At 65.8% G+C, this 16,860-nt stretch carries 17 protein-coding genes; 9 read left to right on the forward strand and 8 right to left on the reverse strand.

Translation table 11 applies throughout. From position 1 onward, the window contains the following. Positions 1 to 7: 7 nt before the first annotated feature. From FHG09_RS19080 to FHG09_RS19115, 8 genes are all read right to left on the reverse strand, one after another. A complete protein-coding gene (locus tag FHG09_RS19080; RefSeq protein ID WP_227492884.1) occupies positions 8 to 1,642 on the reverse strand; it encodes a polyamine aminopropyltransferase in 1,635 nt (544 codons plus the stop codon). After that, positions 1,639 to 2,067, reverse strand: coding sequence for a DUF350 domain-containing protein (locus FHG09_RS19085; protein WP_152349225.1), 429 nt, complete (start codon positions 2,065 to 2,067; stop codon positions 1,639 to 1,641). Before FHG09_RS19085 ends, FHG09_RS19080 begins: the two co-directional genes overlap by 4 nt. Before the next feature lie 28 nt (positions 2,068 to 2,095). After that, positions 2,096 to 2,536: a hypothetical protein gene (locus FHG09_RS19090; RefSeq protein ID WP_227492885.1), complete on the reverse strand. Its 441-nt coding sequence runs from the start codon at positions 2,534 to 2,536 to the stop codon at positions 2,096 to 2,098. After that, positions 2,533 to 3,129, reverse strand: coding sequence for a DUF2617 family protein (locus FHG09_RS19095; protein WP_152349226.1), 597 nt, complete (start codon positions 3,127 to 3,129; stop codon positions 2,533 to 2,535). The genes FHG09_RS19090 and FHG09_RS19095 overlap by 4 nt, the downstream gene beginning before the upstream one ends. After that, positions 3,129 to 3,779, reverse strand: a complete 651-nt coding sequence (locus tag FHG09_RS19100; protein WP_227492886.1) for a DUF4178 domain-containing protein — start codon at positions 3,777 to 3,779, stop codon at positions 3,129 to 3,131. The genes FHG09_RS19095 and FHG09_RS19100 overlap by 1 nt, the downstream gene beginning before the upstream one ends. Before the next feature lie 24 nt (positions 3,780 to 3,803). Beyond that, entirely contained in the window at positions 3,804 to 4,832 is a 1,029-nt protein-coding gene (locus tag FHG09_RS19105) for a GNAT family N-acetyltransferase (protein WP_152349227.1), read from the reverse strand. Between the two features lie 70 nt (positions 4,833 to 4,902). After that, positions 4,903 to 5,151 (reverse strand): hypothetical protein, encoded by a 249-nt coding sequence (locus FHG09_RS19110; protein WP_152349228.1) that lies wholly within the window; start codon positions 5,149 to 5,151, stop codon positions 4,903 to 4,905. Beyond that, the gene (locus tag FHG09_RS19115; protein WP_193627453.1) at positions 5,148 to 5,810 is read right to left on the reverse strand and encodes a DUF1707 domain-containing protein; all 663 of its coding nucleotides are present in this window, start codon (positions 5,808 to 5,810) and stop codon (positions 5,148 to 5,150) included. The genes FHG09_RS19110 and FHG09_RS19115 overlap by 4 nt, the downstream gene beginning before the upstream one ends. A 91-nt stretch (positions 5,811 to 5,901) precedes the next feature. Here FHG09_RS19115 and FHG09_RS19120 point away from each other — a divergent pair, with 91 nt between their 5' ends. From FHG09_RS19120 to FHG09_RS19160, 9 genes are all read left to right on the forward strand, one after another. Next, a complete protein-coding gene (locus tag FHG09_RS19120; RefSeq protein ID WP_152349229.1) occupies positions 5,902 to 9,324 on the forward strand; it encodes a DNA polymerase III subunit gamma and tau in 3,423 nt (1,140 codons plus the stop codon). Continuing rightward, on the forward strand, positions 9,321 to 9,926 hold the full coding sequence (recR, locus tag FHG09_RS19125; protein WP_152349230.1) for a recombination mediator RecR: 606 nt from the start codon (positions 9,321 to 9,323) through the stop codon (positions 9,924 to 9,926). The genes FHG09_RS19120 and recR overlap by 4 nt, the downstream gene beginning before the upstream one ends. Before the next feature lie 189 nt (positions 9,927 to 10,115). Continuing rightward, on the forward strand, positions 10,116 to 10,745 hold the full coding sequence (locus FHG09_RS19130; protein ID WP_152349231.1) for a DUF2975 domain-containing protein: 630 nt from the start codon (positions 10,116 to 10,118) through the stop codon (positions 10,743 to 10,745). Then, positions 10,745 to 10,978 (forward strand): helix-turn-helix domain-containing protein, encoded by a 234-nt coding sequence (locus FHG09_RS19135; RefSeq protein ID WP_152349232.1) that lies wholly within the window; start codon positions 10,745 to 10,747, stop codon positions 10,976 to 10,978. The genes FHG09_RS19130 and FHG09_RS19135 overlap by 1 nt, the downstream gene beginning before the upstream one ends. A 305-nt stretch (positions 10,979 to 11,283) precedes the next feature. Continuing rightward, entirely contained in the window at positions 11,284 to 12,609 is a 1,326-nt protein-coding gene (locus tag FHG09_RS19140; RefSeq protein WP_152349233.1) for an aspartate kinase, read from the forward strand. Further along, positions 12,606 to 13,658 (forward strand): aspartate-semialdehyde dehydrogenase, encoded by a 1,053-nt coding sequence (locus FHG09_RS19145; protein WP_152349234.1) that lies wholly within the window; start codon positions 12,606 to 12,608, stop codon positions 13,656 to 13,658. Before FHG09_RS19140 ends, FHG09_RS19145 begins: the two co-directional genes overlap by 4 nt. 298 nt (positions 13,659 to 13,956) lie before the next feature. Next, a complete protein-coding gene (locus FHG09_RS19150; RefSeq protein WP_152349235.1) occupies positions 13,957 to 15,060 on the forward strand; it encodes a metal ABC transporter solute-binding protein, Zn/Mn family in 1,104 nt (367 codons plus the stop codon). Between the two features lie 2 nt (positions 15,061 to 15,062). Beyond that, positions 15,063 to 15,932 (forward strand): metal ABC transporter ATP-binding protein, encoded by an 870-nt coding sequence (locus tag FHG09_RS19155; RefSeq protein WP_152349236.1) that lies wholly within the window; start codon positions 15,063 to 15,065, stop codon positions 15,930 to 15,932. Continuing rightward, entirely contained in the window at positions 15,929 to 16,837 is a 909-nt protein-coding gene (locus FHG09_RS19160; protein ID WP_152349237.1) for a metal ABC transporter permease, read from the forward strand. Before FHG09_RS19155 ends, FHG09_RS19160 begins: the two co-directional genes overlap by 4 nt. Positions 16,838 to 16,860 lie beyond the last annotated feature (23 nt).

Genomic DNA, 16,860 nt, shown 5'->3' on the forward strand with positions numbered 1-16,860 from the left:
GACGAATTCAGTATCCGACCCAGGCTCCGCGTTCCTGATCGAGGACCCGCGGGTGCAGCAGCGTCGAGGCTTCGACCTTGCCCACAGCCGCGCGATCACGGTCCGGTGGGAACGTCGTCGAGGCGGCGAGCACCTCGGCGGTGGCGAATTTCAACCCGTCCGGAGCATCATCGGCCACGGATACCTCGGGACCCTCCCCGTCGAGATCGGCGAGGAAATATCCCCAATCACCGAAGCTGGGGACATCGACGTGATACGGAGTCGTCGACAGTCCCGCCTCGGCGACGGCCTCACCGATGCCCCAATAGGCCTCTGGGGCGAAATAGGGGGAGCCGGCCTGAACGACGAGGCGCGCCTCCGCGGACATCACCTGGCGGATGAGCCCGTAGAACTCGATGCTGTAGAGCTTCGACGTCGCCACATCATCGGGATCGGGCAGATCGGCGATGACCGCGTCATAGGCCGAATGCTTCGCCTCCCGCAGCCACGTAAAGGCATCAGCGGCGATCGTTGTCACCCGCGGATCGTCGAGCGAGTCGTCGTTGAACGCGGTGAAGTGCTCCGAGGTCTTCGCCAGTTCGAGGACCGCGGGGTCGAGGTCGACGAGCGTGACTGACTCGACGTCGGGATACTTGAGGATCTCGCGCACGGCCAAACCATCGCCGCCGCCGAGGACGAGGACGTTGCGCCGCGGACCGTTCAGCAACGGATGGACGAGGCTTTCGTGATAGCGGTACTCATCGGCCGATGCGAACTGCAGATCCCCGTTGAGGAACAGCCGCGTATCACCGGTCCTCTTCGCCTCGGTGAGCACGATCTCCTGGTAGTCCGACCGCTGCGAATACACGATCGGATCCCGGTAGAGACGCTGCCGGGTGGTGACTTCGATGTCGTCGGTATACACCCACACCACGGTGAGCCCGCCGAGGATGAGCACAAGCAGCGCTGCCAACATGAGCTGGGCGGCCCGGCTGAGTTCGGAGCGGAAGACCCAGAGGACGATGAGGATGCCCACCAGCGCGTTCGTCATCCCCACCGCCAGTGCACCGCGCGGCAGACCGAGCAGCGGCAGCAGGAGGAACGGGAAGGCGAGCCCGCCGATGAGTCCGCCCACATAATCGGCGGCGAAGAGGTCGGCCACTGCGCTCGAGGCCTTCTGCGCGCGGATGCGTTGGACGAGCTCCATGAGCAGCGGGATCTCCGCGCCGATGAGCGCGCCGATGACGAACGCGAGGGCCACCATGGCCACCGTGTAGACGTCGGCGAACGCGAAGGCGAGGTAGAGCAGGATGACGGAGAGTCCGCCGATGATGCCCAGGGCCGCCTCGATGAGGGCGAAGGAGACTGCGGCGAACCCGGTCAGCCGTTTGGTCGCCAGCGACCCCACACCCATGGCGAAGACCATGACCGCCAGGACGATGGAGGCCTGGACGATGGTGTCGCCGAGCAGATACGACCCCAGGGCCACGAGCGCGAGCTCGTAGACCATTCCGCAGCTCGCGCAGATGAACACGGCGAGCAGGACGAAGAATCGGGCCGGTCCCGGACGCATCGGAAGGGTGATCGGTCGGGCCGCCTCGGTGGTGGTGCCGGTCGGTGCGGTCCTGGCCGGGCGCCGACCGGATTCGTCAGCGGTGCTCAAAGGAGGGCTGCGGCCATGATGCCCGCGATGCCCAGGTGGGCGGTGGCGTTGACCCAGACCTCGGGGTGCATCTGTGGGGAGTTGATGATGTCGCCGGTCTTGCCCGGAGTGAGCAGGCCGATGAGCACGAAGCTCACTCCCATGAGGATGATGCCCAGGATGCCGAAGACGAGGGTGGACAGGATGCCTGCGACCAGGTCATCGGAGCTGGCGCGGATGGCGGCGATGACGATGATCGCGACTCCGGCCAGGTCGGAGGCGACGAGGACCGCGGCGTTGCGCGATTTCTGCTCCCACAGGATGACGTGGAGCTTGCCCGGGGTCAGCAGGTCGACGACGAAGTAGCCGATGACCATGAGGAGGAGGCCGCAGCCCGCATAGGAGAGTACGACTCCGGTCTCGAAGAGGAGGTAGTTCAGAAGCATGTCTGCCTTTCGCTGTGCCTGATCGTGCCTATTTTCCGGTGCCCGGTCCGCCGCCGCGGAAGCCTGAGCCGTCGCCGTAGTTCGATCCGCCGCCGGTGAAGAACGGGAGGAAGAAGAAGCCGCCGCCTCCGGAGCGGGACGAGTCGCAGCCGACGTAGTCATAGCTGCTGCCGTTCTTCTCGTAATCGCCCTCGCCGGGGTTCGAGACGTATTGGCCGTTGCTGAGGTCGTAGTCGCCGCAGTTCGCCGACGATCCGGACGAACCGCAGCCTCGGAACATGTTGCCGATGACGATGAGGATGACGACGAAGAAGATGATCGTTCCGCAGCCGATGCGGCGCGGCTTCCGCCCCGATCCGCCGCCGGGCCGCTGCGGTCCGCTGGGACGCTGGGGGCCGGATGGACCGGAGTTTTCGTGGTCGAAATCGAAAGAGCCTCCGCCCATCGAGACGTTCGGTCCCTGGCTCATTTCGACCTCCTCAATTCGCTGCTGCTGTGGACGATCTCCTGATGCTGCGGGTAGCAGTGCCACGACTGCCAGGCGATCCGCTCGGGGCGTGCGCAGGTCAGCGTCAGTGCCGTCAGTGCGCCGGGCTGTCCGGGGAACGCGACCGAGAGGTGGGTCTCGGCGGTGAGGGCGCGGCCGGCGCTGGCGGCGAGCACCTCGGCGGCGGCCGTCGGGAAATCCCCGTCTGTTCGCGTGCGGGTCGCGGTGAAACGGTGCTCGGTGAATCCGGCCCACCGGCCGTGGCGGACGTCTTCGCGGCCCCAATTCGGTCGTGCCGGCGACGAATCGTCGGCCTCCTCGCCGAGGCAGGCGAAGGTCTCGATGAGCGCATCGGCGGCGCTCTCGCCCAGGATCGCCTGGTGGGAGGAGCCGATGATGGTCAGCGTCAGGGTGAGCGGCGGCGCAGCCTCCGTGCCGATGGGCACAGCCTCGGTGGGCACGTCGATGGTGCGGGCGGCCAGCGGGGCGATCCGGCCGTGGTCGAGGCTGAAGCGCAGCGCCTCGGCGCTGGTGTCGGTGAAGGGGATGTCGAGCGGGCGGGGGAGGGTGAGCATCAGCTGCCGGAGTAGATGGTGAAGGAACCGGTCGGGATCGTCTCGCCCGTGCTCACTTCCCAGCGCCCGTGGTCGAAGCGTTCGAAGGCGAGCAGGCGGCCGTCGCCGGATTCGTAGTCGACGTAGTCGACTCCGCCCTTCTCATTCAGCCCTGTGGTGCCTTCGGACCGGTATGAGGCGGTGCCGTGTTCGACGAGGTCATAGTCGGTGCCGTCGATGGTGATGGTCCGCGCCTTCGGTTCGATGTCGAGGTCGGGGCGGTCGCGCCAGCGGGCGACCTGGACGTCGGGGTCGCGTTCGACGCTCAGCCACATGCGGGCCGCCGAGGCGTCGGCCTGGAAGAAGTGTTCGGCCCAGTCATAGCCGCCTTCGGAGATCCGCAGAGTGCCGCGGACGAAGAACTTCTCGTTGCCGAATTCGAGGAGGTCGCCGGCCTTGATGGCTTCGGGATCACCACCGGTGTTCTGGTCGGCGGCGAAGGGATCGCGCGGGGCCGCGGGTGCTTTCGTCTCGGCTTCGCGGCGGGCCCTGCTCGCGCGGGAGCGGATGACGAGCACGGTCACGAGGACGACGATGATGAAGACGAGGACGGCGATGAGGAGTTCTGAGGGCACGGCGGTCTGCTTCGATTCGATGGCCGGACGGGTCACCGACCACTCTAGTCGACCAGACAGTCACGTACGCTTCTGGCCGGCCCTCTTCTCGAGAGCTGTCATCGTATCGGCGACGAAGAACCCGAGGTCCCGGTTGAGCGCGAGCATCGGTTCGTTGTTCGTCGCCGTGTACGTCTGCACCCATTCCGCCGAGGCGGTCGCCGGGACTGCAGGCAGCTGGCGCAGGTTCGCGACCTTGAGCGCACGACCGATCCCGCGGCCCCGGTAGGCACGGTCGACCAGAGTGTCCTCCTGGATGACGATCTGCGGATCGTGGGAGGAGACCATGATCTCCGTATAGCCGACGGCGAGTCCGCCCACATGCGCCATCGAACTCACCATGGTCCATCCCTGCTTGGCCATCCGCTCCTCATGGTTGCGGATCGCGGCCGTGCTGGCATGGCTGACGGTGCGGGTGAGACCCCCGACGGGCACGTCCTCGTCCATCTGCTCACGCAGCTGAGTCCAGGACTCCAGCACCTCCTCGGGGCAGGCCCCGATCCACGAGGTGACCGAGAAGTCCGGGTCCTCCCTGATCACGGGCACGACCGTCGACGCTCCCGACTCCTTGTACCGGTTCGCATCGGCATCCAGGTAGGCGGGCAGGTCGAGCAGCAGACGGTGCTCCTCGTTGCCGATGCTCATCCCGCGCGCCTGCGCGAAAGCCACCCCGGCCGGGCAATAGGTCTCGGTCTGGACGATCGAGGCGGATTCTGCGCCGTCATCGAGGAACTGGGCGGCCGCCTCGGCGAGGGCCGTGCCGAAACCCTGTCGGCGCCGGTCAGGCAGAACGCCGAGTTCGATATCGGTGGGTGTTTCGGTGGAGAGGCTGATCTCGACACCGCCGATGATCTCTTCGCCGAGGCGGCCAACCAGGGCGATGTCCTGCCCGCCGGGACGCGGGTCGGCGAATTGGGTCAGCGTCGTCTCCGCGCTGCGCCACCAGGCGGCGGTGCGGGCCTCGGTGTAGGCGGTGCGCATGACGTCGTTCCAAGCCAGCAGCGCAGTGTCATCGTCGGCAGCGATGCGGGTGATCTGAATCTCAGACATGATGGAAGTCGATCACGGCGGGCACCGGTTTTCAAGGACGCTGCGGCCGGAGTCCTCAGGAGTGCCGGGGTCAGTCGTGGCCGTCGGTGCTGTTCGGGCCGTCGGGGTCGGGCCGGTCCTCGGCGGGTCCGGCCCGGTCCTCAGCGGATCGGCGGTGGGACGGGGCCGCCTCGGCGCGTGGATCGTGTTTGGGCAGACGTGAGCCGATATGCGATCCGGGAGTGTTCATCACCCGGTAGACGAGGAAGGCACCGATGCTGAAGACGACGATGATGCACAGGGTGAGGAAGATGACAGCGCCGAGTCCGGGTTCCATCATTTCGCCGATCGGCGGCGGTCGAAGTAGTTCGCGAAGCGGGCCTTGAAGGAGCCCATCCCGATCGATCCGCCCACCCGCACGAGGGGCCGGCGTCCGGTCGGCACCGCGTCGACGACGGATTTCACGCTTCCCCAGGTCTTCGAGAGCTGGTCGACATTGACGGCCCAGTCATCGGGGATGACGACGGTGACCGCACCCATTCCGGCGACGATCTCGACCTCGATGACCTCGAGATCTGTCTCGACCTCGAGGAAGTTCAGTTCGATGTTCGACATCGAGGGCTCGCAGCGGATGAACGGTGGTACGGCCCATCTGGCGCGGCGGACCTCGGATTCCCAGCCGGCCTTGATGACGAGCGGATCGAAGCGGTCATGGCCCTGGACTGCCATCGCACGACCGGCGGCGGGGGCGATCGCCGAGGTGGGGCGGAAGCGATCGGAGGGCAGCTCAGTGGTGAGGTCGGAGAGCACCTCGTCGAGGTCGATGGGGAACTTCGCGGACTGGACCTTCTCCATCCGCTCGTCGAGCTCGTCGACCGTGATCCGTCCGTCGCCGGCGGCTTCGCGGAGAAGCTCGATCGCCTCGTCGCGTTCCTTGTGGCCGATGCGGAAGGTCTTCGCTGGGTCGTTCTCGTCAGGGGAGGGGGTGGCTGAGCTCATGATCTCTATCGTGCCTGATCGGGAGGTCAGCGACAACGGCGGGTGGCGGGAGCGTCTTAACCGTGTCAGTCGTTGGCATTAGGCTAGGGGCGTGTCCACCGCACTGTACAGAAGATACCGCCCAGAGACCTTCGATGAGGTCATCGGTCAAGAGCATGTGACCGATCCGCTGAAGGCCGCCATCGAACGTGGCCGCATCAACCATGCCTACCTGTTCTCCGGCCCGCGCGGGTGTGGGAAGACCACCTCGGCGCGGATCCTGGCCCGGTGCCTCAACTGTGAGCAGGGACCGACCCCGGTGCCGTGCGGGGAGTGCCCGAGCTGTCGGGACCTGGCCAACGGCGGACCCGGTTCGCTCGATGTCGTCGAGATCGACGCGGCCAGCCATAACGGTGTCGACGACGCCCGTGACCTGCGTGAACGTGCCGTCTATGCGCCCGCGCGCGATCGGTACAAGGTGTTCATCCTCGATGAGGCGCATATGGTCACCTCGCAGGGCTTCAACGCTCTGCTCAAGATCGTCGAAGAGCCGCCGCCGCATATCAAGTTCGTCTTCGCCACGACCGAGCCTGAGAAGGTCATCGGCACGATCCGTTCGCGCACCCACCACTATCCCTTCCGGCTCGTGCCGCCGGAAGCGTTGGGCAGCTATCTTGAGGAGCTGTGCACTCGTGAGGGCGTGAACGTGGCCAAGGGTGTGCTGCCGCTGGTGGTGCGGGCCGGCGGCGGATCGGTGCGTGACACGCTCTCGGTCCTCGATCAGCTCATCGCCGGTTCGGGGCCCGATGGGGTCGACTACGGTCGGGCCGTCGCGCTGCTCGGATACACTCCCGATTCGCTGCTGTCCGACATCGTCGACGCGTTCTCCGCCGGTGATGGGGCCGGGGTGTACCGGGCGGTGGAGCGGGTCATCGAATCCGGTCAGGATCCGAGGCGTTTCGTCGAAGACCTGCTGGAGCGCTTCCGGGATCTCATCGTCATCAATGCCGCCCCCGAGGCGGCCCACGCCTTCCTGCCCGAAGTGCCGCCGGACCGTCTCGAACGGCTGACCCTCCAGGCCAACGGCTTCGGACAGGGCGAGCTCTCCCGTGCTGCGGATCTGCTGAATGTGGGCCTGACGGAGATGTCGGGCGCCACCTCGCCGAGGCTGCAGCTCGAACTCATCTGTGCCCGTATTCTGCTGCCCGGCTCCGGTCGCAGCCGTGACGCTGTGCTCAGCCGCGTCGAGCGGATGGAGCGTCGCATCGGCATGTCGGCCACGGGCGTGGCTGCGAATGTGCCGCCGGTGCAGGCTCCGGAACAGGGGCAGGCGGCCGGTCAGGGTGCTCCGGCCGCCGGGACCGGGCAGGAGCCGGCACCTGCTGCCGACCAGGGACAGGCGAGCGGTCGGCCGTCGGTCGGTGGTCCGGGCCGCGGAGCCGGAGCGCCGGTTGCGAACGCGCCCGCCGGACAGTCCCAGACCGCCTCTCATGACGACTTCGACGACATCGCGGCCATGGCCGCAGCCGCCGAGTCGATGCTCAACGAACCGGCGGCGCAAACCGCTCAGCAGGAGCAGTCTCCTCAGCCGGCCCAGCACGATCGGCAGGCTCGGCCGGAGTCGTCGTCGCAGCACGAGCCTCAGCCTCGGCCTGCACCGGCGGACCCCACACAGCAGTCTGCTGAGGACGCTCCGGCCGCGGCTGAGCGCCCGTCGGCGCAGGATCAGCAGACGTCGTCCTCGTCCGCACCTTCGCCCGAGGCGGAGCGTGCGCCGGAAACCGAGTCGCAGCCTGTGCGAGACAACCAGCAGATGCAGGAATCTGCCGGCGCCCCATCTCCCGGCTCGGCGCCGGACACTGCGCCGGCGGACCAGCCTCAGCGCAGGGCGGCCGAACAGCAGTCCGCCCCGGCGTCGGCGTCTGCGGCGCCGGCGGGGCCAGGGAGCGCCTCGCAGTCAGAGCAGGCAGTGGCACCGGAAGCCACCTCGGTGGCGGGAACGGGTGACATCGGCGGCGAGATCGAAGCGATCCGCCGTGCCTGGCCGAGCATTCTCGCCTCGGTGGAGAAGCGCAGCCGTCTGACTCGTGCGATCATCGCCGCCAATGCGATCCCGCAGTCGTTCTCCGGCGGAGTCGTCTACCTCGGCTTCAACAATGCCGGATCCGTCCAGGGATTCCAGCAGCGCGACCATGCGGCGAAACTCGCCGCGGCGATCAACGACGTCCTCGGCATTCAGGCCCGCATCGACATCGGGGATGTCGGCCGGATCGGCGGAGGAAGTGCCGGCGGCGGCAATCAGGGCAAAGGATCCTCGGCTCCGCCCGTGAACGGCTCCGGCGGCAACCACGGACCGGCGCCGAGCCAGCGCCGCCCGAGCCCGCAGGAAGTCGCCGCGGTCGTCGGCACCCGTGAAGTCGACAAGCCGCAGGTCGACCACGAGAAGTTCTGGGAACCCAGCGGTCCGACGCAGGGACCTTGGTCCTCCGACGACGAGGAGGGAGAACAGCCGGGTCCACCGACTGAACCCACAACAGAAGGCAAACCATTCAGCTCTGCCGAACCGGCTGACGAGCGATCTGCCGAGACTGACCGGTCCGACAGCGAAGCCGCGGACGGGAGCCCACAGCAGGGCGATGTGGTGCCCGCAAGCGAGTCGGAATCCGCGGCTGAACCGGAAGACGACTCCTCGGACGCTCAAGCTCTCACGCCGGATGCGCCCGCAGACGCCTCCGAACCGAGCGTCTCCGAGCCGAGCGACTCTGAACCAGTCGTTTCGGACGTCGTTGTCCCCGACCTCTCCGACGATGACTTCTTCGGTCCACCGGCCGACGCCGGAACCGAACCGGCCGACGCCGGAACCGGTTCGGCGGGCGCTGCACCGGCCGACGACTTCGCCCGATCTGGTCCATCCCGCCAGCAGGAATCAGCGTCTGCGGCGTCGTCCCACTTCGCCGACAATTCGCCCATGGAATACGTCGAACCGCGGTGGGAAGAACCGAACTGGAATGACGGTCCCTCACCGATCGACACCTCACCGACTGGGACTGCTTCAGCCGACGTCGACGAGACGAGCGCCGGCAGCGGAGCCGTCGACGTCGGAGCCGTCGTCGTACCACCGCCCGATGACGATCTCGACTACCCCGACCTCGCCGACAGCCCCAGCGATTTCGGGGGAGGCGCCTTCGACCAGCCGGCACCAGCCGTGCAGTCTCCGCCGCCGGCATCGGCCCGCGGAGGAGAGACGAAGCCATTCAAATCGCGCTTCGCGGCACTCGCCGAAAAGCACGGTGTCCCCACCACTCCGCCTGCCGGATCCGGATACGGATCGGCGCCACAGGCCGACCCAGCGGGCGGCTCGGCACCTGGGGCCGCCTCGGCGCCGGGATCGGGCCCCTACCCGCAGAGTTCGGGATCGGACGAGGACGAGTATGATCCGGAAACGGACCTCGACGTCGCCGAAGCGCCGCAGATGGGCGTCGACGTGATCGCACGGGTTCTCGGCGGCGAAATCATTGACGAAAGAGAAGTATGAGCGCTGTATACGAAGGTGCCCTCCAGGACTTGGTCGAAGAGTTCGGCAAGCTTCCGGGCATCGGGCCGAAATCGGCCCAGCGTCTGGCGTTCCACATCCTGCAGACCGACGCACAGGACGTCAATGCTTTGGCCCAGGCACTCACCGATGTGAAGAAGCGGGTGCGGTTCTGCGAGATCTGCGGAAACGTCTCCGAGGAAGCCGAATGCACGGTGTGCCAGGATCCACGTCGTGACCGGTCGATGATCTGCGTGGTCGAAGAGCCCAAGGACGTCGTCGCGATCGAACGGACCAGGGAATACCGGGGTCTCTACCACGTCCTCGGCGGAGCCATCGACCCGATGGCCGGGGTCGGCCCCGATAATCTGCGGATCAAGGAACTCATGACCCGCCTGCAGGACGGTGAGGTCAAGGAGACCGTCATCGCCACCGACCCGAACCTCGAAGGCGAAGCCACCGCCACCTACCTCGTCCGGCTGCTCGGATCGCTCGGTGTGACCGTCACCCGCCTGGCCTCGGGGCTGCCCGTCGGCGGCGACCTCGAATACGCCGACGAAGTCACCCTCGGCCGAGCATTCTCCGGTCGCCGCGAAATCGACTGACCGCCTCGGCGAGGCTCTGCGGTTTCGGTCTCTCCCGATTCCGTTCGAGACCGTCCGGGCTGTTGACAGCATATCGATCATCGTAAAACATATTGTTTATCGATATATCGAAAAACGATATGTGGTCAACGATGGTGAGCGGCGGCGGGCTAGCCTGCCCGGTGCTCGCCGGGACGGAAAGGCACTGTCATGTCACCGACTGCGGAACAGAAGCCGAACGACGGGTCGCAGAAGCACAAGGCTTTCGGCGCCGGCTACGAACTCTGGATCGGCTTGGCGGTCGGCTTCTATGTCATATATGCCGTCGCTGATCTGGTCAGTCGGATGGTCCACTCCGAGGTGGCGGTGACGGTGGACTTCTCCGATGGTGCCGCCTCCTCGCTCGAGACCGGGAACGGAGTGGCAGCGCTGTCCGGGCTGACTGAGATCATCGTTCCGACGGCCGACGTCTCGAGCGGGGCGGTGGTGCTTGTGATCATCGCCGAAATCGCCCTCATCCTCACAGTGCTGGCGGCCGCGATCTCCCTCGTGCCTGTCATCCGCGACATCGCGGCAGGCACACCTTTCACAACTCGGGCCTCTCGTGCATTCGGCGCGTTCGAGTGGATCGTGGCGATCGGGTGGATCGTCCACTTCATCACCATGGTTCCCGGCGGCAACTGGATCTCCGCCGACATCGGCATCGCCGATGATGTGGGGCCGGGAATCACCGTCGTGCAGGCGTTCTGCGTTCTCGGGATCGTCGGCGGCGCCGAACTGCTGCGGCGATGCTTCAGGTCCGGACGCGCGGCTCAAGAAGAGCTCGAAGGGCTCGTGTGATGGTCGAGGAATTCGACTCCTCCCGGGTCATCTGCCACCTCGACAGTCTGCTGACCCGGCGGGACATGAGTCTGACCGAGCTGTCGAAGCGCGTCGGCGTCTCGCTCGCGAACCTCTCGGTGCTCAAGAACAATCGAGCGAAGGCGGTGCGCTACTCCACCCTCATCGCTCTGTGCGAGGTCCTCGACTGCCAGCCCGGCGACCTCTTCACCGTGGAGCGAAGGCCGGCCTGAGCGCACACGGGCAGGGCTATTTATAACGATTTCTGAGCAGGGGCTGAACACCGGTTGACCAACCTCCGCCTCGCCCGCGAGCACAGTCAACGCTCGGGTCGGCGGGGGCGGACATCCGACCCGGTCAGCGGGTGTCTGAATGACGGGCGAAGGTGAACCGGAATGACGTACCTCATACAATGGTTCAGGTGCCGGGAGCCCGACACGGCTGAAATCCTGATCGATGCAGCACGAGACCTCCATGTTTGGAACCATGGAATCGATCGCCTGGCACGGAACTTATCAGCGATAAGGAAGATACTGCAGTGAGCATAGTCGTCCAGAAGTTCGGTGGGTCCTCGGTAGCCGATGCGGAATCGGTCAAGCGAGTGGCCAAACGAATTGTCGAGTACCGTCAAGCCGGTCACGAAGTAGTTGTCGTGGTGTCGGCCATGGGTGACAGTACCGATGATCTCATCGACTTGGCCCAACAGGTTTCCCCCATGCCACCCGCCCGCGAACTCGATATGCTGCTGACCGCCGGTGAGCGCATCTCGATGGCGGTCCTGGCCATGGCGATCGCCAACCTCGGCTTCGAAGCCCAGTCCTTCACCGGTTCGCAGGCCGGAGTCATCACCGATGAGCAGTTCGGCAAGGCCCGCATCATCGACGTCACTCCCGGCCGCATCCGGTCCTCCCTCGACGAGGGATACGTCGCCATCGTCGCCGGATTCCAGGGTGTGAGCCAGACCGCGAAGAACATCACCACACTCGGCCGCGGCGGCTCCGACACCACGGCCGTGGCACTGGCCGCGTCACTGGATGCCGATGTGTGCGAGATCTACACCGACGTCGACGGCGTCTTCACCGCCGATCCGCGAATCGTACCCTCGGCACGCAAGATCGATGAGATCGGCTACGAGGAGATGATGGAGATGGCCGCCTCGGGGGCCAAGGTCCTCATGCTCCGCTGTGTCGAATACGCCCGCCGCTACAACGTGCCGGTGCACGTGCGGTCCTCATTCTCTCGCAACCAAGGAACCTGGGTGACCGATTCACCCATCCCCGAAGCCTTCCGCCGAGGCCGGGGATCATCGACCCCGGCAGCGGAACCAGAAACGGAGTCCACCATGGAACAGGCAATCATCTCCGGCGTCGCCCACGACCGCTCGGAAGCCAAGGTCACGATCGTCGGTGTTCCCGATGTGCCCGGCAAAGCCGCTGAGATCTTCAAGACTCTGGCCAAGCAGGAAGCCAACATCGACATGATCGTCCAGAACATCTCCACCCGCGAGCCGGGCAAGACGGACATCTCCTTCACCCTGCCCATGGACGACGGCGCCAAGGCGCTTGAGGCCCTCGACGCAGTGAAGACCGAAATCGGCTTCGACCAGGTCCGCTACGACGACCAGATCGGCAAACTCTCTGTGGTCGGCGCCGGAATGCGCTCACACCCGGGCGTGACCGCGACCCTGTTCGAAGCGCTCAGCGAAGCCCAGGTCAACATCGACATGATCTCCACCTCGGAGATCCGCATCAGCGTCGTCACCCGAGCAGACCTGCTCGACGACGCGGTCCGTGCCGCTCATGCCGCCTACGGACTCGACAGTGAAGACAACGAAGCAGTGGTGTACGGAGGTACCGGACGATGAGCGCCAATATCGGAGTAGTCGGAGCGACCGGCCAGGTCGGAGGCGTCATGCTCGACCTCCTGGCCGATGATCCCGGATTCGAGATCGGGACCTTGAGGCTCTTCGCCTCGGCCCGTTCCGCCGGGAAGACCATCGACTTCAAGGGTCAGTCCATCACCATCGAGGACGCCGCCGAGGCGGATCCGAGCGGACTCGACATCGCTCTGTTCTCCGCCGGCGGAGCCACCTCGAAGGCGCAGGCCGAGCGATTCGCTGCAGCCGGAGTCACCGTCGTCGACAACTCTTCGGCCTGGCGGTCGGACCCGGAGGTCCCGCTCGTCGTCAGTGAGGTCAACCCCGAGGCGCTCGACGCGGTGGCCAAAGGCATCATCGCGAATCCGAACTGCACGACCATGGCTGCCATGCCCGTGCTCAAGGCTCTTCACGCGAAGGCCGGCCTGACCCGCCTCATCGTGTCCACCTACCAGGCTGTGTCCGGTTCGGGACTGTCCGGAGTCGAGGAACTCGCCGGGCAGCTCGAAGCCGGCATTCCCGATGCCCGCAAGCTCACCACCGACGGCAACGCGGTGAGCCTGCCGGAACCGAACAACTACGTCGAACCGATTGCGTTCAACGTCCTGCCGATGGCCGGAGCGGTCGTGGACGACGGGCAGAACGAAACCGATGAAGAGAAGAAGCTGCGCAACGAGAGCCGGAAGATCCTCGGCCTGCCCGACCTCCTGGTCGCAGGCACCTGTGTGCGCGTGCCCGTCTTCACCGGACACAGCCTGAGCATCCACGCCGAGTTCGACTCCGAGATCAGCCCCGAACAGGCGGCTGAGATCCTTGGCGAGGCTCCCGGCGTCGTCCTCGACGAGGTCCCGACCCCGCTCAAGGCAGCGGGAAAGAATGCGAGCTACGTCGGTCGCATCCGCGCCGACCAGTCGGCACCGGCCGGCAAGGGACTCGTCCTCTTCGTCGCCAATGACAATCTGCGCAAGGGCGCTGCTCTGAACACAGTGCAGATCGCTGCCCTGCTGGCCGCCAAGCTCGAAGCGAAGGCCGCCTGAGCTGCGGTTGCCGCATGACGAACCGCCCGGGAGGAGACTCCCGGGCGGTTCTGCGTCTCGATTGAGCAGACTGAGGTCGCTCAGGTAGCACGAAACTCGAAAAGCGCGTCACCGGCGACGCGCTTTTCGAGCTTCGCGTTACTTGAGAGGGGGCGGGGAGCAGGTGCGGGCGAGACTTCGCGCCGCCCGCCACATATAAAAGCTTTGCTATATATAAATATTTATATTAGTCGTGAGCCTCTGATCTGAGTATCGTCGACGATGTTGTTCGATCCTCACTGCCTTAGAAAGGCTCCACATGACCTCGTCGCGAATTCTTCTCACCAGCGCTGCCATCGCCTCCTCGACGGCGTTGGTCCTCAGCGGCTGCGGGGGACAGGCCTCCGAAGCCGACACCGGGGCTCTGCGCGTGGTGACCTCAACGAACGTCTACGCCGATATCGTCTCCCAGGTCGCCGGAGACTTCGCCGAGGTGAGCCCGATCATCGATGACCCGAACCAGGATCCTCACTCCTACGAAGCGACCACGCAGGATCGCCTCAAACTGTCGAAGGCCGACCTCGTCGTACAGAACGGCGGCGGCTACGACGCATTCATGACCGCGATGCTCGACGCCTCCGGTGCCGAAGTCGACACCATCGATACCGTCTCGATCTCCGGTCTGCCCGGCTCGGAGGGCCTCGGCAACGAACCCCACGACCATGATCACGGCGACGGACATGACGAGGAAGAAGCCCACGGTGGTGGGCACGCTCACGACAGTGAGGATGAGGAAGCCCATGACCATGAACACGCCGATGAAGCCCATGACCATGAGCACGCCGATGAAGGCCAAAACGAAGAGGGCCACGAAGGCCACGACCACGGATCATTCAACGAACACCTGTGGTACTCGGTCCCGACGATGACGAAACTCGTCGACGAGGCGGCGAGCCACCTCGGCGAGGCCCTGCCCGAACATCAGGGCGAGTTCGAGGCGAACGCAAAGGAATACAAGGCGGAGCTTACTGCGCTGCAGGACGATATCGATGCGGTGAAGAAGGAGCACGGCGGGGAGAAGGTCGCGGCGACAGAACCCGTTCCGCTGTGGCTGTTTGCCGATATGGGGCTGGAGAACATCACCTCCGAGGAGTTCCTCGCCGCTGTCGAAGAGGGCAATGATGTACCGCCGCTGGTGCTCAAGGCTGCGGAGAAGCAGATCTCCGACGGGGATGCCGTGCTGCTTGGATACAATACTCAAGCGGCAGGTCCGCAGGCAGAGTCCTTGAAGTCCACGGCTGATGACTCCGATGTCCCCGTCGTCGACCTCGCCGAGACCATGCCTTCGGGAACGCACTACGCCGACTGGATGGGTGGCTACATCACCGAAATCTCAACCGCACTCGAAGGGCACGAACACTGACTATGGCCAAGGAATCCGACGCTTCCGCACCGGCAACACCACGGGAGCCGGTGATTCGACTGCGCGACGCCGAACTGCGGTTCGGCCCGCGAGTGCTCTGGCACGATCTCGACCTCGACATCGCGCCGGGGGAGTTCCTCGCCGTGCTCGGACCCAACGGCACCGGCAAAACCTCCCTGCTCAAGGTGCTGCTCGGGCAGAACACGCTGTCGGCCGGCACTGCTGAGGTCGGCGGTCGGGGAGTGCACAAGGGGAACCCGGCCATCGGCTACATTCCGCAGCAGCGCGGGATCGACCCGCACACCCCGATGCGCGGCCGCGATCTCGTGCGCATGGGCATCGACGGGCACCGGTGGGGGATGGGCCTGCTGTCCCGGGGGCGGAAGAAGAAGGTCGAGGAGCTCTTGGCCTCCGTCGGTGCCACCGACTATGCCGATGCCCCTGCCGGCACGGTCTCCGGCGGTGAACTGCAGCGGCTGCGTGTGGCCCAATCCCTGGCCAACGATCCCACGGTGCTGCTCTGCGATGAACCTCTGCTCTCACTCGACCTGCACCATCAGCAGGTGGTGGCCGCACTTCTGCACGAACAGCGCGTCAAACGCGATGCCTCCGTCGTCTTCGTCACCCACGAGATCAACCCGATCCTGCCGTATGTCGACCGGGTCCTCTACATCGTCGGCGGGCACTTCCTCGTCGGCACCCCCGCCGAAGTCATGACCACCGAATCGCTGTCCCGCCTCTACGGCTCCCCGGTCGAAGTGGTCCGCGTCGGCGGCCGCCTCGTCGTCGTCGGCGGTGAAGAGGAATGCGTTGACCACCACGACCTGCCCGATGACTCCTTCGACCTCGACGGGACGGTGGTGAACCGATGAACCCCTCCGAGATCTTTGCCAACCTCTTCACCTTCGAAGACTACGGCGAACTGGTCGAGCTGCTGGCCAACTCTCTGATCGCCGCGGCGCTCTTGGGCGTCGTCGGAGGTCTCATCAGCGTCTTCGTCATGGCCCGGGACATTCCCTTCGCCGTCCACGGCGTCTCCGAACTCTCCTTCGCCGGTGCCGCCTTCGCGCTGCTCATCGGCTTCGATGTCGTCGCGGGGTCGATCGTCGGCTCCCTCGTCGCCGCTCTCATCATCGGCATCGGCGGGGCTAAGGATTCGGAGAAGAACGCGATCATCGGTGTGCTCATGCCCTTCGGCCTGGGCCTGGCGATCCTGTTCCTCGCCCTCTACGACGGGCGGGCGGCGAGCAAATTCGGGCTGCTCACCGGCCAGATCGTCGCCATCACCCCAGGCCAGATCCTCACACTCATCATCTGCGCCCTCGCCGTGCTCGTGGCCTTGGCGATCGTGTGGCGTCCGCTCATGTTCTCCAGCCTCGACCCCGAGGTGGCCCGGGCCAAGGGTGTGCCGGTCAACGTGCTCACCATCGTCTTCATGCTCACCCTCGGACTCGCCGTGGCGCTGAGCGTGCAGGTCGTCGGGGTTCTCCTCGTCCTCGCGCTGCTCATCACTCCGGCCGCCGCGGCGACTCAGCTCTCGGCCTCGCCGGTGTGGGTACCGGTGCTCAGCGTGATCTTCGCCGTCACCGCCTCGGTCGGTGGCATCCTCATCGCGCTGGGTTCGCCGGTGGTGCCGATCAGCCCGTTCGTCACGACGATCTCGTTCCTCATCTACGTCATCTGCCGCCTCGTGGGAGGCCGCCGGATGAAGTCCCTGCACCGTCGCCGCGCCCACCGCGCCGCAAAAGAGCACAACACCCCCGTCCCCACCCCGTAATTACTACCTGACGGCTGTGAGTC

Source organism: Brevibacterium sp. CFH 10365, assembly GCF_009299785.1.
Taxonomy (GTDB): Bacteria; Actinomycetota; Actinomycetes; order Actinomycetales; family Brevibacteriaceae; genus Brevibacterium; species Brevibacterium limosum.

Coding starts and splice junctions, on each gene's coding strand:
- FHG09_RS19085 (WP_152349225.1), bottom strand. CDS start 2,067: ATGCTTCTGAACTACCTCCTCTTCGAGACCGGAGTCGTACTCTCCTAT.
- FHG09_RS19090 (WP_227492885.1), bottom strand. CDS start 2,536: ATGAGCCAGGGACCGAACGTCTCGATGGGCGGAGGCTCTTTCGATTTC.
- FHG09_RS19095 (WP_152349226.1), bottom strand. CDS start 3,129: ATGCTCACCCTCCCCCGCCCGCTCGACATCCCCTTCACCGACACCAGC.
- FHG09_RS19105 (WP_152349227.1), bottom strand. CDS start 4,832: ATGTCTGAGATTCAGATCACCCGCATCGCTGCCGACGATGACACTGCG.
- FHG09_RS19110 (WP_152349228.1), bottom strand. CDS start 5,151: ATGATGGAACCCGGACTCGGCGCTGTCATCTTCCTCACCCTGTGCATC.
- FHG09_RS19115 (WP_193627453.1), bottom strand. CDS start 5,810: ATGAGCTCAGCCACCCCCTCCCCTGACGAGAACGACCCAGCGAAGACC.
- recR (WP_152349230.1), top strand. CDS start 9,321: ATGAGCGCTGTATACGAAGGTGCCCTCCAGGACTTGGTCGAAGAGTTC.
- FHG09_RS19130 (WP_152349231.1), top strand. CDS start 10,116: ATGTCACCGACTGCGGAACAGAAGCCGAACGACGGGTCGCAGAAGCAC.
- FHG09_RS19135 (WP_152349232.1), top strand. CDS start 10,745: ATGGTCGAGGAATTCGACTCCTCCCGGGTCATCTGCCACCTCGACAGT.
- FHG09_RS19145 (WP_152349234.1), top strand. CDS start 12,606: ATGAGCGCCAATATCGGAGTAGTCGGAGCGACCGGCCAGGTCGGAGGC.
- FHG09_RS19150 (WP_152349235.1), top strand. CDS start 13,957: ATGACCTCGTCGCGAATTCTTCTCACCAGCGCTGCCATCGCCTCCTCG.
- FHG09_RS19155 (WP_152349236.1), top strand. CDS start 15,063: ATGGCCAAGGAATCCGACGCTTCCGCACCGGCAACACCACGGGAGCCG.
- FHG09_RS19160 (WP_152349237.1), top strand. CDS start 15,929: ATGAACCCCTCCGAGATCTTTGCCAACCTCTTCACCTTCGAAGACTAC.